Raw genomic sequence first — 13,911 nt, 5'->3', positions numbered from 1 at the left:
GGCGTCAGTGACGACGCCAGGCGGAGGTATCTGATGTTTCTCGGCGTTGATGGCGGGGGCACCAAGACAGCGATGTGTCTGATCGATCAGGACGGACACTTGGTAGCGCAGCAACAGGTAGCGAGTGTCGACTACTTCACCCATGGGATCGAGATCGTCGGACGGATCCTGACCCAGGGCGTGCGGGAGATCTGCGAGACGACGGGAATTGCCCCGGATGAGCTGGAGTACGCGTTCTTCGGCCTGCCGACCTACGGCGAGGCCAGCGGTGACGTGGCCGCGCTCGACGCCGCGCCGCGGGCAGCCCTGGGGCACGAGCGCTACCGCTGCAACAACGACATGGTGTGCGGCTGGGCGGGCTCCCTCGGGGCCGCCGACGGCATCAATGTCATCAGCGGGACCGGCTCGATGACCTACGGCGAGCGCGCGGGAAAGGGCGCTCGAGTGGGCGGCTGGGGCGAGCTCTTCGGCGACGAGGGGTCCGCGTACTGGATCGCGATCCGCGGTCTGATGACGTACTCGCAGATGAGCGACGGACGCCTGGCCCCCGGCCCGCTGGTCGACGTTCTCCGCCACCACCTCGACCTCGCCGGCGATCTCGACCTGGTGGACATGGTCCTCAATCGCTGGAAGGGCTCGCGCAGCGAGATCGCCGCGCTCAGCCGCCAGGTCGGCGAGGCGGCAGCCCGGGGAGACGCGAGCGCGGCGGCGATCCTGGCCGACGCCGGTCGCGAGCTCGCCTCGCTGGTCGACTGCACGCGGCGGCAGCTCGGGTTCGAGCCCGGCGAGGTCGTGCCGGTGTCCTACTCCGGCGGCGTGTTCGGCTCCGATGCCGTGCTTGCCGCCTTCACCGCCGAGCTCGACGCCCGCGACGGTCAGCACGAGATCCGCCAGCCGCTGTACACGCCCGACGTGGGAGCCGCGCTCTACGCCGCGAAGCTCGCCGGTAGACCGCTCGAGCCCGACGCGCTGGCCCGCCTGCGCACCCCCCTTGCCACCGCGACTTCGAAAGCCTGAGGAGACATCATGTCCACCACCACCAACCGCGGCTGGATCCCGTACGCCGGCCTCTTGGTCCTGTTCTGGGGGGTCTGGGGTGCCTTCTCGAGCCTTCCGACCGCCAAGTACGGCTACCCGGACGAGATGGTCTACGTCATCTGGGCGTTCACGATGCTCATCCCCGCCTACTTCGCGCTGCGTGGCTCGACGTTCGACCGACGGCCGATCGCCGCCTACTACGGGCTCGCGATCGGGTTGACCGGCGCCGGCGGACAGCTGCTCCTGTTCAAGACCCTCACGATGGGACCGGCGTACCTGGTCTTCCCCGTGATCGCTCTGTCCCCCATGATCACCGTGGTGATGGCCGTGACCCTGCTGCGGGAACGCATCACCCGGGTGGCCGTGCTCGGGGTGGCCATGGCCCTGATCGCCGTCGTGCTGTTCAGCATCTCCAGCGGAACCACGGACGGCGCCACCGGCCCGTGGCTCCTGATGGCCATCCTGATCTGCATCGCGTGGGGCGTGCAGGCCTTCTTCATGCGCAAGGCGGCGACCGTCGGCGTGAACGACGGCACCACCTTCGGTTGGATGACGATCAGTGGCTTCCTGCTCGTGCCGGTCGCCGTGCTCATGATGGGCGGGCTCCCCGAGTCGGCCCCGTGGCAGGCACCGGTCCTGGCCGCAGGAACTCAGCTCCTCAACGCCGTCGGTGCGCTGTTCCTCGTCATGGCCCTGAGCCGGGGCAAGGCCTCCATCGTGTCCCCCGTGACGAACGCGCTGGCGCCCGTCCTGACGATCGCGCTCTCCCTGCTCATCTACCAGACGGTCCCCAGCGTCTACAGCGCCATCGGGATCGTGCTGGCGATCGTCGGCTCCACCCTGATGGTCTACAGCGACGAGAAGCGGGGCGAGCAGATCTCGCCCGCCCTCGGCATCGGCGAACCAGCTGGCTTCGTCGGCTAGCCGCGCCTCGCCCCGGTCGCCGTCACGGCGGCCGGGGCTTCGTCGTCAGGCGTCGACGACGTGGATCTCCACGCCCGCGGCCGCGATGCGCTCGAGCTCGTCCTGGTCGGCCGTCGTGTCAGTCACGAGCACGTTGATCTCAGCGAGGTCCGCCATCTTCGCCAGGGTCAGTCGGCCCACCTTGGAGCCGTCCGTCACGACCATCACGCGTTGGGCGTGGGCGACCATGGCGTGGTTCGTCCGTGCCTCCGTCTCGTCGTGGGTCGTCGCGCCACCCTGCGCACTGATCCCGTCGACGCCGAGGATGGCGGTGCCGACGTTGACCGAGTTGAACGTGTTCTCCGCGAGCACACCGACGGCCTCGAACGAGCTCGACCGCAGGACCCCGCCGGTGATGATGACCTTGAGGTTCGGCCGCGACGCGATCGCCATCGCGGTGGTCAAGGAGTTCGTGATGATCGCGAGGTCGGGTCGAACGGCAAGGACGCGTGCGACCTCGGCCGTCGTCGTGCCTCCCGAGAGCGCGATGCTGTAGCGCCCGTCCGGGAGGAGCTCCGCGGCCCGGCGGGCGATCCGCTGCTTCGCCTCCCGGAACTGGGAGTCCCTCAGACGCACGGGCACCTCGGCCAAGGACGTCTGGACGCGGGCGCCGCCGTGGGTCCGGACCAGGAGACCCTGGCCCTCCATCTCAGCCAGGTCCCGTCGGATCGTCGCGGCCGAGACCTGCAGCGCGCTGGTGAGCGCGGTGAGCGTGACGGCGCCGTCCTCGTCGAACAGCGCGAGCTCGGCGAGCATCCGCTCGGACCGCTTGCGCGAGTTCGCGCGCGGTACGCCTCCGTCGAACGGGGGTAGTCCACGTTCGCCTCCCCTCCGGCCCAGCTCATCACGGGGCGGCTCCGTCAAACACTCACCTGAAACGATCATTACTGGTGTCTTTCGCGCAGACTCTTGCACAGATCGAGCAGGAGTCCGAGTACTCACTCGGCGTCACCCGGACCTGGCCTCCCCGCCAACCGGAGAGCCACCACGGTTGATCAGATCCCTCGCTCCAGTTCTGCCCGCGGGGGCCGTCCGCGGGTCCAGGATGTCCAGATGTGGACAGAGCAGGTTCAGGTGCTCGACGACGTCGCGCCCGCGGCCTGGCTCGCCCCTCTCCTGGGCGGGTCGTTCGGTGCCGTCGCCCGGACGGTGCCGCGCGTCTTCGGCGCCTACGCGCGCCTCCTGCACCCCGCCCACGACGAGGACGACCGGCCCGTCCGCTGGTCCGACGTCGCGGCCCGCACGGGCCGGCGGGTCCACGCCACCGCCCAGTGGGACGCCCTCGTCCGGTGGCGGGGCCCGTCCGCCGAGGACGGCCGGTGGCCGGGGGGCGAGCCCCGCATCGGGAACCTCGAGGTCGACCCGCTGGTCGCGCTCTGCGACGTGCTCGGGCGGCACACCACCACGCCCGACGATTGCTACTTCTGCCTGTGGGAGGGCTTCGGCCAGCTTCATGGCAGCCCTGCACCGCGGGTGTCGCTGCCCGGCAGGGAGTACCTGCTCCTGCGTGGCCGCCTGAGCGCGGTGGAAGACCTGGCCCGGTTCGACGGCGACCTCCCCGGGACCCAGTCCCCCCAGCTGTTCTGGCCCGCCGACCGCGCGTGGTGCGTGGCCACCGAGATCGACTTCGACTCCACCCTGGTCGGCGGCAGCGCCGAGCTCATCGCCGACCTGCTGCGCACCCCTAGCCTCGAGGCCTGGCCCATCGGCCCCGAGGACTCGGTCGCCTCCGACGCCGACCGCGTCAACCTCGTATGAACCCAACCCAACCCAACCCACCAAGGAGAACCGGAATGAACCCGAACACCACCGCCCTCGTCCTGATCGAGTTCCAGAACGACTTCACCAGCGAGGGTGGCTCTCTGCACGGCGCGGTCCAGGGCTCGATGGAGGCGACCGGCATGCTGGCCAATGCCCGCCGGGCGCTCGAGGCTTCTCGGGCGGCGGGGCTGACGATCATCCACAGCCCGATCGCCTTCCAGTCGGGCTACCACGAGATCACGTCGCACCCGTACGGCATCCTCAAGGGCGTCGTCGACTCCTCGTCCTTCATCAAGGGGAGCTGGGGCTGCGAGATCGTCGGCGACGTCGCACCGATCGACTCGGACATCGTCATCGAGGGCAAGCGTGGGCTGGATGCCTTCGGCTCGACCAACCTGGACTTCATCCTGCGGTCCAAGGGCATCACGACCGTCGTGCTCGCCGGCTTCCTCACCAACTGCTGCGTGGAGTCGACGATGCGGTCGGCCTACGAGAAGGGCTTCGAGGTGATCACCCTCACCGACGCCGTCGGTGCGACCTCGATCGCCGAGCACGACAACGCGATCACCTACGACTACCCGATGTTCTCCAAGCCGACCACGGTCGACGAGTTCATCGCCACGCTCGAGGGCGCGGCAGTCACCGCGGACTCCTCCCGGGGCTACTGACCGGTCCGCCCGGCGGTGGCGCAGCTCGTGCCGCCGCCGGGCGCTGTGCCGCTACGCATGGACGCAGGTCACGACGCGCGGCATAGTCAGAATTACGCAGAGCATCAGATGGCCGGGAACCTTGCCGCGGTCCGACGCCCAGGTCGACCGCCACAGGCATTTCCGGGATCGCCAGAGGTGCCCGCGCGACGCGATCCTGCAGGCTCGCTGTCAGGTCTTTCGCTTCACGGAGAGTTGCCATGGGCATCTTGGTCTTCTTGAGCCGCGCTGAGCCGTATCGCACAGGTCAACAGGAGTTCCTCAAGGCGCTACGCAACTACCTGGAGCAGCGGGGGCTTGAGCCTCACACCGTGGGCGAGACCGACTTCGGGATGGACGGGATGCGTGAGATCAGGGGACTGCTGATGCGGTCGCACGGACTCTTGAGCGTCGCGTTCCGCAAGTTGGTCGTCCAGAAGGGCCAGGAACGGCCCGACCCGGATGTGGATCTGGCGAAAGCGCAGCAGGTTCCGCTGGAAAACCCGACCTGGTTGACGTCACCGTGGTGCCACATGGAGACCGCCATGGCCTTCCAGCTGGGGCTACCGATACTCCTGGCCGTGGAAGAGGGGGTGCGCCTCGAGGGGGTGCTCGAGGGTGGTGTCCTGACCCAGCACCCCCCGACGTTCAAGGTCAGATCCCGCAGGAAGAACCTGGACAGCTTCTTCACAGACACCCAGAAGTGGCGCCAGCTCTCCGCCACCTGGGAAGGGGAGGTCCGCGAGGTCGTCCGCGCCCGCAGCAGCCCGCCACGGTTGTTCGGCTGCACCCATGGTTGACCTCACCTGATGTCGCGGCCACTGTGCTTCGTCCTCATGCCGTTCCACGCGGCGAGCGACAGCGACGGTCAACGGATCGACTTCGCGGCGGTGTACGGGCAGTTGATCGTTCCCGCCGTCGAAAACGCAGGGATGAGTCCGATTCGTGCGGATGAGGACCTCACCGGCGGAATCTTCCACAAGACCATGTTCGAGCGTCTCGTCCTTTGCGAGTTCGCCGTCGCGGACTTGTCTACCGGCAACCCCAACGTCTATTACGAGCTCGGTGTTCGACACGGTCTGCGTCCCTACAGCACGGTGCCCCTGTTCAGGAAGGGCTGGCGATTACCCCTCGATGTCGCGCCGATCTCCGCTCTCGAGTACCCCGTCGACCACTGCGGGGTCCCGATCGACGTCGAAGCCACCATCGGGCACCTCACCGCACGCCTCCTGACCGCCCGAGAGGCCAAAACCGACAGCCCCGTGCATCAGCTCGTGACAGGCCTCCCCGTGGCTGAGGTTGACCACGAGCGCATCGATACGTTCCGAGAGCACGCCGAGCGCAGCGAGGAGCTTCGACGGCTTCTCGACGAGGCTGCCGAGCATGGCACGTCAGCGATTCGCGCTGTGGAAGGTGAACTCGGTGAGCCACGCGACTTCGACACGTCAACTGCCCTATCGCTCCTGCTGGCATACAGATCGGTCTCGTCGTGGCCCGAGATGGTTCATCTCGTCGAAGGCCTGTCGCGCCCCTTGCGCACGACGACGATCGTGCAGGAGCAGTACGCGTTCGCGTTGAATCGCAACAAGCAGGACATGGAAGCCGAGCGCGTGCTCCAGGCGGCACTGCGCGAACGGCCAAGCAGCGAGACGTACGGGTTGCTGGGGAGCGTCTACAAGGGACGTTGGGAACGGGAGACGTCGATCGAACGGCGCCGCGGGCTCCTGGCACTCGCGATCAACGCATACCTTCGAGGGTTCGAGATGGATTGGCGGGACCCCTACCCCGGAGTCAACGCCGTCACCCTGATGTCCCTCGCGACTCCCGCCGACCCGCGCCTTCGCGATCTTCTGCCCGTGGTGAGGTTCGCGGCTGACCGCCGGCTGAGTGCACCGAAGCATGACCCGGACTACTGGGACCATGCGACCGACCTTGGACTCGCGGTTCTGACCGGCGACCAGGAACGAGCGCAACGCGCGCTCGAACGCGCCTTGGCGGTCGCCCGCGACGACTTCGAGCCCAAAACCACCGCGAGCGATCTGGGCCACATCGCGGAAGCCATGCGTCGGCGGGACGAGGACGCGACGTGGGTCGATGAGCTCATCGAGGCTCTGGCAGCAACCAGTCGCCGGTGAGGCCCGTCCCGGAGCGTCGCGGCGGCACGGGTCCCCCGAACCGGCAGACTCTCGCTGTGGTGGAAGACATGTCCGAGGCGAGCGACCACACCCGACCGCGCCCGCTCGAGCTGCTGGGTGAGATGCCACGTGACGCAGCCGACGAGGCATTCCGGAGGCAGCACCCGGATCCGACGATCCTGCTCCTCATGAGATTCAAGGACTCTCCGGTGCTGCGCGAGATCGACGAGGGGGTCCGTACCACCTGCGCGAGGTTCGGTCGTGACGTGGTGCGAGCCGACGACCGCGACTACACCGGCGAGCTCTGGGCGAACGTCGCGCTCTGTCTTCACAACAGTGACCTCGTGGTCGCTGTCCTTGAGAAGATCGAGGATCAGTATGACGACATGAATGTCCTGATCGAACTCGGGTTCGCGCTCGGCTCCAGCCGTCGCTGCCTCATCCTCGTCGAGGGCCGCAGAACCGCCCTGCCGTCAGTGTTGCGGCATCGCCTCACCCGCGAGTTCAGTGCGTATGACGTGCCCCTCTCGGTGGAGCGCCAGGTGGCCGACTGGTTGCGCCGGGATGTGGGGCTGCACGAGCTCGCGAGCACTGAGGGGATCGCACCCGAGCACCGACCACGCAGCTACTGAATCTCGATCCACCGTTTAGAGACGTGCCTCCAGATCGAGGATGACCGCTCTCCACAGGGCCGGGTAGACGTTGTCCGACGTCAGGCGCTCTGTCAATGCCGTCGTACGCCTCCCCAGGAGACCCCGCGCCTGGCCCCCAGGCATTCCTACCGGATAGGTGGGCCGGTCCGGGAACAACGACCTGTACAGCGAGTATTCGGTCTCGATGCCCTCCATACCACCGATGAAGCAAGCAGCAACCGGCTCCGTTTCGCCCAACATCTGCCGACGCATGATGTCGAGGCTCTTTTCGCATGCGCCGGGCTCGGGACGGTCCCCTTTCGCAGCGGCAGTCCATACCAAACGACCGACGCCGTCAGCCTCGAAACGACGAGTTGCGACCGGGAGAACGTCGGTGAAGAGTTCGGATTGATAAATGACGATGCGCTCCCCGGGCTCAGCCGGGAATTCCGCCGCGACGTACAGCAGCAATGGAGCGATAGTCGGATGCGCTGCCGTCACCAGGCGAAAGCCGGCAGTGAGGGAGGTGCGCGCCAGAGCTACGACGGCATCGGTAATCTCGAGAGCGTCGAAGTCACCGTGCCAACGGGCGGGATCGGGAATGCTTGCGGATACAAACAGGGACTCCGCTCGCAGCGGTCCGGGCCGCATGGGCTCGAAGACTATAGGCATCGTCTTACCACCGTCCCCCTATTGCGTTTCCCGGTTCCAAGGTGAGATCTCGATCGCCCGCCACCCACTCGAGGTGCGCGCGTCGCGCCGGACGGAGGGCTCGGGCGCTGTAGACCAGCACCGCTGCCGGCTTGACGCCAGAAGTCCCCCGCGCGAGATCAAGCTTGTGGAGATCGTCTGCAGTGGGCAATCTGGGCGTGATGCCGACAAGCGTCGGCCCTGCGGCATGCTCCACCCGGAGCTGCCACCCCGGCAAGGGAGTGCACGACGTGCAGCCCGAGACCTTGGCGGCTTCTTCGATGCTCTGAACGAGAGTCCGACGCCGTCGAGCGAGCCCGTTCGCATGGCTCGCCTCGACCGCCGCTACAACCCTGTCGAGCGCCGCGTCAGTGAAGGTGTCATATTCATGCACGTCCTTCACGAGCTCGTCGTCGCGCAGTTGCTCCCTAGGCACACCCGGGCTCCCGGGCACGGGCGTCGGCTCACCGGGCCATCGGAGGATGAGCGTTGCCATGGTGTGACTCAGTGCGTAGTGGAGCTCATCGAACACCCATCGAGATGTGTGCGCCATCGGTGTCTCCAACAACAGCAGGAACGCGTAGTCCTCCAGCACGTCGGCAATGCGCTCCTGGACGTCTTCGCCGGCTCTGAGGAAAAAGCGATCGATGAAGGGACGAAAGCCGACGTGGGTGAGTCTGTCGTGCAGTTGCTCGGCTGCGCCCAGTCCGTCGTCACGTTTGTGGCTGATGAAGACCCGACGTTCGTTTTCTTCGATCCCGAGGTTCTCCAGAAGGATTCGAGCCAGCTTCCGAGCGCTTTCTGGGCTGGTCCACTCGAAACCGTTGGCGAAGGTCAGCGACGCCGGCACGGACGCGCCGAACTGCGCGAGCGCGTCGACGACCGGGATGACCACCGTTCCCGCGGTCAGGGCCGATTTGATGCGACCACCAAGGGTGGCATCGGCGGCGGCGGCCGCGCTGCCGAGATAGACACCCACAGTTGGGACGGACCCGCTCGGCGCCGGCGGACCGACCACCACACTCACCGATGGGTGCAGACCGATTTCCAGGACCTCCTGGGCGACAGCATGGGTAAGGTCAGCGGCCCAGCGGTCGCGATCCAGGTGGAATATCTCGATGCCATAGGTCGGGCTCACGATGCAACCTTCCTGGCGACGACCGGATCGTTACTGATTCTTTGTGTTCTACGCGCTCATTTTGTCTTGGTCAGGATCAAGCCTGCGACATCGATCACGATAATTGCCCCGTAGAAAATAGCAAGGTGGGGTCGAAAGCAAGTTCTGACCCATGCGAGCGCCGCCCCGGTCTTGTCAGGCTTCATCGAGAAGTCGACCTGATCCTCCGTCATTGCAGCCACGGCATTATAAAGCGCGACAAAGCAGCGCTCCAACCACAAATAGTATCCATCAAGACCCCAGAACAGAACCGTCGAGACCAGCACCATGACGAGGAGCGCAGTTCTCGACTCGATCGCTGCGAACGCCGCCAAACCAGCGGCGATGGTGATCGACCATCCCTTGAACTGAAATGAGTTGGCAGCCATCCTCGCAATTACGGCTTGAATGAACTGCATGTGCTGGATCTTGTTGTTCATGTCCCACGTGCTTCATCGAGCGCCCACGATCGCACTTTGCCAACCGCGACGATCACGGGTCGCCGTCGAGCCTGGAGGTTCGACCGATTGCGTCTCGAGCGCGCTCACCAGCCTGCCCGACTACTCCGTGGTCCGCACGGTGGCCGCGCGTTTCGGCGGGGAGAACGCCCCAGTCGACCGTGCATCTCGGCCCACGAGCAGGACTGAACCTGCCCTCGTTGCGAGCGCGTGCCAGTGGTGGACGCGACGGATGTACTCCGTCGGTCGGGAGCAGGGTCTGCGCCTGCGTCAGTCGATGTCGGCACTCGCACTGTTCGATCCGCACCTGAGCAGGCTTCTCACCTGCTCGTTGAGGTCACATCCTCGTGGCGTCGGTCGATAGTCATGGCGTGCTCCCCACGGATTCGGCACAGTCGCGCACGGCCCGCCCCGCCCTGCCCTGGGCGGACCTGGCGGGCTCCGGCGGGCTGCACAGCGTCTACCAGCCGTTCATCGACCTGGACACCGGCGACGTGCTCGGCCACGAGGCACTGCTGCGCGGGCCCGCGGGCACGGTGTGGGCGTCGCCGCTCGTCCTGCTCGCCGCCGCGGCCGACGCCGGCCGTCTGCTCGAGCTCGAGCTCTGCTCGATACGGTCGGCTCTGACCGACGCGGAGCGACTGTCGGGCGGCCGCCCCACCACGTTGTTCGTCAATCTCGAGCCGAGCACCTTGACCCGGCACACCGACGTGATCATCGACGCGCTCGCCGAGCGCGCCGGCCATATCCAGGTGGTCGTGGAGATCACCGAGCGCGCCCTGGCCGCCGACGTGGCGGGGATCCTGGCCGGTGCGGAGCGCCTGCGGGCCGCCGGGTGCGCGATCGCGTTGGACGACGTGGGGATCGAGCCGGAGTCGTTGGCGTTCATTCCCCTGCTGCGCCCCGAGGTCGTCAAGCTGGATCTCGCGCTGCTGCGTACGACGAGCGACCCCGACACCATCACGGTGGCCGGAGCAGTCCGCGCGTACGCGGAGGAGGCCCGGGCTGAGGTGGTCGCCGAGGGGATCGAGACCGCTCAAGACCTGACCCGCGCGCTGGTGCTCGGCGCCACCCTCGGCCAGGGCTGGCTGTGGGGTCGCGGCGAACGGCGGCTGGAGCGTGTCTCCTTCAGCCCGGAGCGGTTTGCCGCGCGCCCGATCGGGCTGTCCCTGCAGTCCACCCCATACGACCTGGTCATGCGCGACCGGCCGCTGCGACGAACCCCCAAGGGATTGCTGCTGCCGATCTCGCACACGTTGGAGGCGAACGCTCTCCTCGCGCGCGTCCCTCCCGTGCTGCTGTCGACCTTTGAGCATGCGCGGTTCTTCACGGCCGCGACCGCTGCCCGGTACACCGAGCTGGCAGCACAGCTGCCGCTCGTGTGCGCGCTCGGTCAGGAGATGCCGCTGTCCCCGGCGCCGGGTGTGCGCGGCGCAAGGCTGTCCGCCCAGGACGCGCTGGCGAGCGAATGGACCATCGTCGTCCTCGGGGCACATCAGGCCGTAGCGCTGATCGCCCGCGATCTCGGCGACCAGGGAGTTGACCGAGACCGCGAGTTCGAGTTCCTGCTGACCTACGACCGGGCCCTGGTCACGGCCGCCGCCCACGCCCTCATCGGGCGCATCGCGCCCGCAGTGACTCCCGCCACGTCGAGCACCCCGGCCGTCTAAGGCGGTATCGATCCTCGCGCAGTTCCGTTGTGAGAAGGGACCCCCTCGACGAAACCCCGGAGAACCATGCTCACCGTGAACGCCTACGCCGCCACCTCGGCGACGGCCCCCCTGACCCCGACGACGATCGAGCGACGGGACGTCGGCCCGCACGACGTCCTGATCGACATCAAGTACGCCGGCATCTGCCACTCCGACATCCACACCGCCCGCGGTGAGTGGGGCCCGGTTGCCTACCCCCTCGTGACCGGCCACGAGATCGCGGGCATCGTCGCGCAGATCGGCAGCGACGTCACCAAGCACAAGGTCGGCGATCGCGTCGGCGTCGGCTGCATGGTCGACTCGTGTGGCGAGTGCCGCTACTGCCTGGCCGGCGAGGAGCAGTTCTGCGTCAAGGGCAACATCGGCACCTACGCCGTCGTCGGCAAGGACGGGCTGGTCACCCAGGGCGGGTACTCCACCCACGTCGTCGTCACCGAAGGGTTCGTCCTGCGGATCCCGGACGGCCTCGACCTCGACGTCGCCGCCCCGCTGCTGTGCGCCGGCATCACCACCTACTCGCCGCTGAACCGTTGGGGCGCGGGTCCCGGTCGGAAGGTCGCCGTCGTCGGCCTCGGCGGGCTCGGCCACATGGGCGTCCAGATCGCCCACGCGATGGGGGCCGAGGTGACCGTGCTGTCGCAGTCGCTGAAGAAGCACGAGGACGGTCTGCGCCTGGGCGCCGACCACTACTACGCGACCAGCGATCCGGAGACGTTCGAGAAGCTCGCCGGGAGCTTCGACCTCGTCCTCAACACCGTCAGCGCCAGGATCGACGTCGACGCGTACCTGTCCCTGCTCGCCGTCGACGGCGCCCTGGTCAACGTCGGCGCTCCGCCCGAGCCGCTGTCCTTGAACGTGTTCTCGCTGATCGGTGGCCGCCGCTCCTACGCCGGCTCCCTGATCGGAGGCATCCGCGAGACGCAGGAGATGCTCGACTTCTGCGCCGAGCACCACGTCGGTGCCGAGATCGAGGTCATCCGTGCCGACCAGATCAACGAGGCGTACGAGCGTGTCCTGGCCTCCGACGTGCGCTACCGCTTCGTCATCGACACGTCCACCCTCGGCTGAGGCCCGGGCGCGTCACCGGAGCTTGCGCTTGAGGATCTTCCCGGTCGCAGTCGTCGGCAGCGAGTCGACGACTGCGACCATCCGGGGGTACTTGTAAGCGGCCATCTGCTCCTTGCCCCAGGCGATCAGCTCGTCGGGCGTGACCGCTGCGCCCTTCTCGAGGATGACGTACGCCTTGACCTCTTCGCCGTGCCGCTCGTCCGGCACCCCGATCACCGCAGCCAGGGAGACCGCAGGGTGCGTGAGCAGGACCTCCTCGATCTCGCGCGGGTACACGTTGTAGCCGCCGCGAAGGATCATGTCCTTGGAACGGTCGACGATGTAGTACCAGCCGTCCTCGTCGCGGCGCCCGAGGTCGCCCGTCCGGAACCACCCGTCCTGGATGGCCTCGGCGGTCGCGTCGGGACGCTTGTAGTAGCCCTTCATGACGTTGTGGCCCTTGATCGCGATCTCGCCGATCCCGTCGGGGTAGTCCCCGATCTCCGTCCAGCCGATCGGGTCGATCAGCTTCATCTGCACGCCAGGGATCGACGGCCCGATGGAGCCGACCCGGACCGGTTGCCCGTAGCTGCTGAAGCTCGCGACCGGCGACGTCTCAGACAGGCCGTACCCCTCGAGGATCGTCACGCCGAACCTCCGGGAGAAGTTCTTGTGGACCTCCACCGGCAGCGCGGCGCCGCCCGAGACGGCGACCCGGAGGTTCTTCGCGATCGAGGAGATGTCGACGCCGTCCTCCAGCGCGCCGAGCAGGGCCCAGTACATCGTCGGCACCCCGGCGAAGAACGTCACCCCCGCTCCTCGCATCAGGTCCAACGCCGGGCCGGCAGCGAAGCGCGGCAGCATGACGACGGTGCCACCGAAGGCGCAAGCGGTGTTCTGGATCACGGTCTGCCCAAAGGAGTGGAACAGCGGGAGCACGCACAGGTAGGTGTCCGGGGTGTCGGCGTCGACATCGAACAGGGACCCGCTGGCCAGTGCGTTGTCGCGCATGTTCCGGTGCCGCAGCTCGGCGCCCTTGGGCTGCCCGGTCGTGCCGGACGTGTAGAGGATCACCGCGGTGTCGTCCTGGTCGGTGGCCACCGTCTCGAACGTCACGGGCTGCGAGGCCATGGCCTGGCCCAGCGTCTCGGCGCCGCCGATCGGCGAGGCGGCGGTGGGGTCGGCGGTGATCACGAAGAAGCGCTCGCACGACTCGACCGCACCGAACCCTGCGTACCCTTCCGCCCCGATCGGCAGTTCGGGCGTGCCCTCGAAGCAGAAGTAGGCCTTCGCCTCCGAGTCGCTCAGGTGGTAGCCCACCTCGCGACCCTTCAGCAGCACGTTGAGCGGCACGACTGTCGCTCCGGCCTTGAGGATCCCGAAGTAGACGATGGTGAAGTACGGGATGTTCGGGCAGCTCAGCGCCACCTTGTCTCCCGGCAGGATCCCCCGAGACACCAGCAGGTTGGCCACCTGGTTGGCCGCGCCGTCGAGCCGGGCGTAGGTCAGGCCCGTTTCTCCGAAGACGATCGCGTCACGGTCGGGGAATCGAGCTGCACTGCCCTCGAGCAGGGACGCCAGGTTGTACGACATCGAGCAAACCTACCCAGGCGTCATCAGGCCCGCGGGACGT

The 13,911-nt window shown here is 67.4% G+C and carries 14 protein-coding genes; 9 read left to right on the top strand and 5 right to left on the bottom strand.

Annotated elements, in window-relative coordinates; translation table 11 throughout:
- Positions 1-33 precede the first annotated feature (33 nt).
- Together VTA80_RS15650 and VTA80_RS15645 are read left to right on the top strand one after the other, a co-directional pair.
- A complete protein-coding gene (locus tag VTA80_RS15650; protein WP_407342015.1) occupies positions 34-1,017 on the top strand; it encodes a BadF/BadG/BcrA/BcrD ATPase family protein in 984 nt (327 codons plus the stop codon).
- Positions 1,018-1,026: 9 nt separating this feature from the next.
- A complete protein-coding gene (locus VTA80_RS15645) occupies positions 1,027-1,962 on the top strand; it encodes a DMT family transporter (RefSeq protein WP_407342014.1) in 936 nt (311 codons plus the stop codon).
- Between the two features lie 45 nt (positions 1,963-2,007).
- Here VTA80_RS15645 and VTA80_RS15640 read toward each other — a convergent pair whose 3' ends face one another.
- Positions 2,008-2,757 carry a DeoR/GlpR family DNA-binding transcription regulator gene (locus VTA80_RS15640; protein ID WP_407342013.1) on the bottom strand — a complete coding sequence of 250 codons (750 nt, stop codon included), beginning with the start codon at positions 2,755-2,757 and terminating at the stop codon, positions 2,008-2,010.
- Positions 2,758-3,054: 297 nt separating this feature from the next.
- On the opposite strand from VTA80_RS15640, the gene VTA80_RS15635 reads away from it, so the two are divergent.
- From VTA80_RS15635 to VTA80_RS15615, 5 genes are all read left to right on the top strand, one after another.
- Positions 3,055-3,759 (top strand): hypothetical protein, encoded by a 705-nt coding sequence (locus VTA80_RS15635; protein WP_407342012.1) that lies wholly within the window; start codon positions 3,055-3,057, stop codon positions 3,757-3,759.
- A 35-nt stretch (positions 3,760-3,794) separates the two neighbouring features.
- Positions 3,795-4,430, top strand: a complete 636-nt coding sequence (locus VTA80_RS15630) for a cysteine hydrolase family protein (RefSeq protein WP_407342011.1) — start codon at positions 3,795-3,797, stop codon at positions 4,428-4,430.
- 239 nt (positions 4,431-4,669) lie between these two features.
- Positions 4,670-5,248, top strand: coding sequence for a hypothetical protein (locus VTA80_RS15625; protein WP_407342010.1), 579 nt, complete (start codon positions 4,670-4,672; stop codon positions 5,246-5,248).
- Positions 5,249-5,284: 36 nt separating this feature from the next.
- Complete coding sequence (locus tag VTA80_RS15620) at positions 5,285-6,583, top strand: TRAFs-binding domain-containing protein (RefSeq protein WP_407342009.1); 1,299 nt, start codon at positions 5,285-5,287, stop codon at positions 6,581-6,583.
- 209 nt (positions 6,584-6,792) lie between these two features.
- The gene (locus tag VTA80_RS15615) at positions 6,793-7,215 is read left to right on the top strand and encodes a hypothetical protein (protein ID WP_407342008.1); all 423 of its coding nucleotides are present in this window, start codon (positions 6,793-6,795) and stop codon (positions 7,213-7,215) included.
- Positions 7,216-7,230: 15 nt separating this feature from the next.
- Here VTA80_RS15615 and VTA80_RS15610 read toward each other — a convergent pair whose 3' ends face one another.
- The 3 genes from VTA80_RS15610 to VTA80_RS15600 are packed head-to-tail and all read right to left on the bottom strand — an operon-like array spanning position 7,231 to position 9,501.
- The gene (locus VTA80_RS15610; protein ID WP_407342007.1) at positions 7,231-7,866 is read right to left on the bottom strand and encodes a hypothetical protein; all 636 of its coding nucleotides are present in this window, start codon (positions 7,864-7,866) and stop codon (positions 7,231-7,233) included.
- 25 nt (positions 7,867-7,891) lie between these two features.
- Positions 7,892-9,043 (bottom strand): toll/interleukin-1 receptor domain-containing protein, encoded by a 1,152-nt coding sequence (locus VTA80_RS15605; protein WP_407342006.1) that lies wholly within the window; start codon positions 9,041-9,043, stop codon positions 7,892-7,894.
- A 56-nt stretch (positions 9,044-9,099) separates the two neighbouring features.
- On the bottom strand, positions 9,100-9,501 hold the full coding sequence (locus VTA80_RS15600) for a hypothetical protein (RefSeq protein WP_407342005.1): 402 nt from the start codon (positions 9,499-9,501) through the stop codon (positions 9,100-9,102).
- 389 nt (positions 9,502-9,890) lie between these two features.
- Here VTA80_RS15600 and VTA80_RS15595 point away from each other — a divergent pair, with 389 nt between their 5' ends.
- On the top strand, positions 9,891-11,189 hold the full coding sequence (locus VTA80_RS15595) for an EAL domain-containing protein (protein ID WP_407342004.1): 1,299 nt from the start codon (positions 9,891-9,893) through the stop codon (positions 11,187-11,189).
- A 66-nt stretch (positions 11,190-11,255) separates the two neighbouring features.
- On the top strand, positions 11,256-12,299 hold the full coding sequence (locus VTA80_RS15590) for an NAD(P)-dependent alcohol dehydrogenase (RefSeq protein WP_407342003.1): 1,044 nt from the start codon (positions 11,256-11,258) through the stop codon (positions 12,297-12,299).
- A 12-nt stretch (positions 12,300-12,311) separates the two neighbouring features.
- Here the strand turns inward: VTA80_RS15590 and VTA80_RS15585 are convergent, their stop codons facing one another.
- On the bottom strand, positions 12,312-13,871 hold the full coding sequence (locus VTA80_RS15585) for a long-chain-fatty-acid--CoA ligase (RefSeq protein WP_407342002.1): 1,560 nt from the start codon (positions 13,869-13,871) through the stop codon (positions 12,312-12,314).
- Between the last annotated feature and the right edge of the window lie 40 nt (positions 13,872-13,911).

This window comes from Pengzhenrongella phosphoraccumulans (assembly GCF_045689905.1).
In the GTDB taxonomy this organism is placed as follows: domain Bacteria; phylum Actinomycetota; class Actinomycetes; order Actinomycetales; family Cellulomonadaceae; genus Pengzhenrongella; species Pengzhenrongella phosphoraccumulans.
The sequence above is the reverse complement of the archived record's forward strand: the minus strand, read 5'-3'. Positions and strand labels throughout refer to the sequence as shown.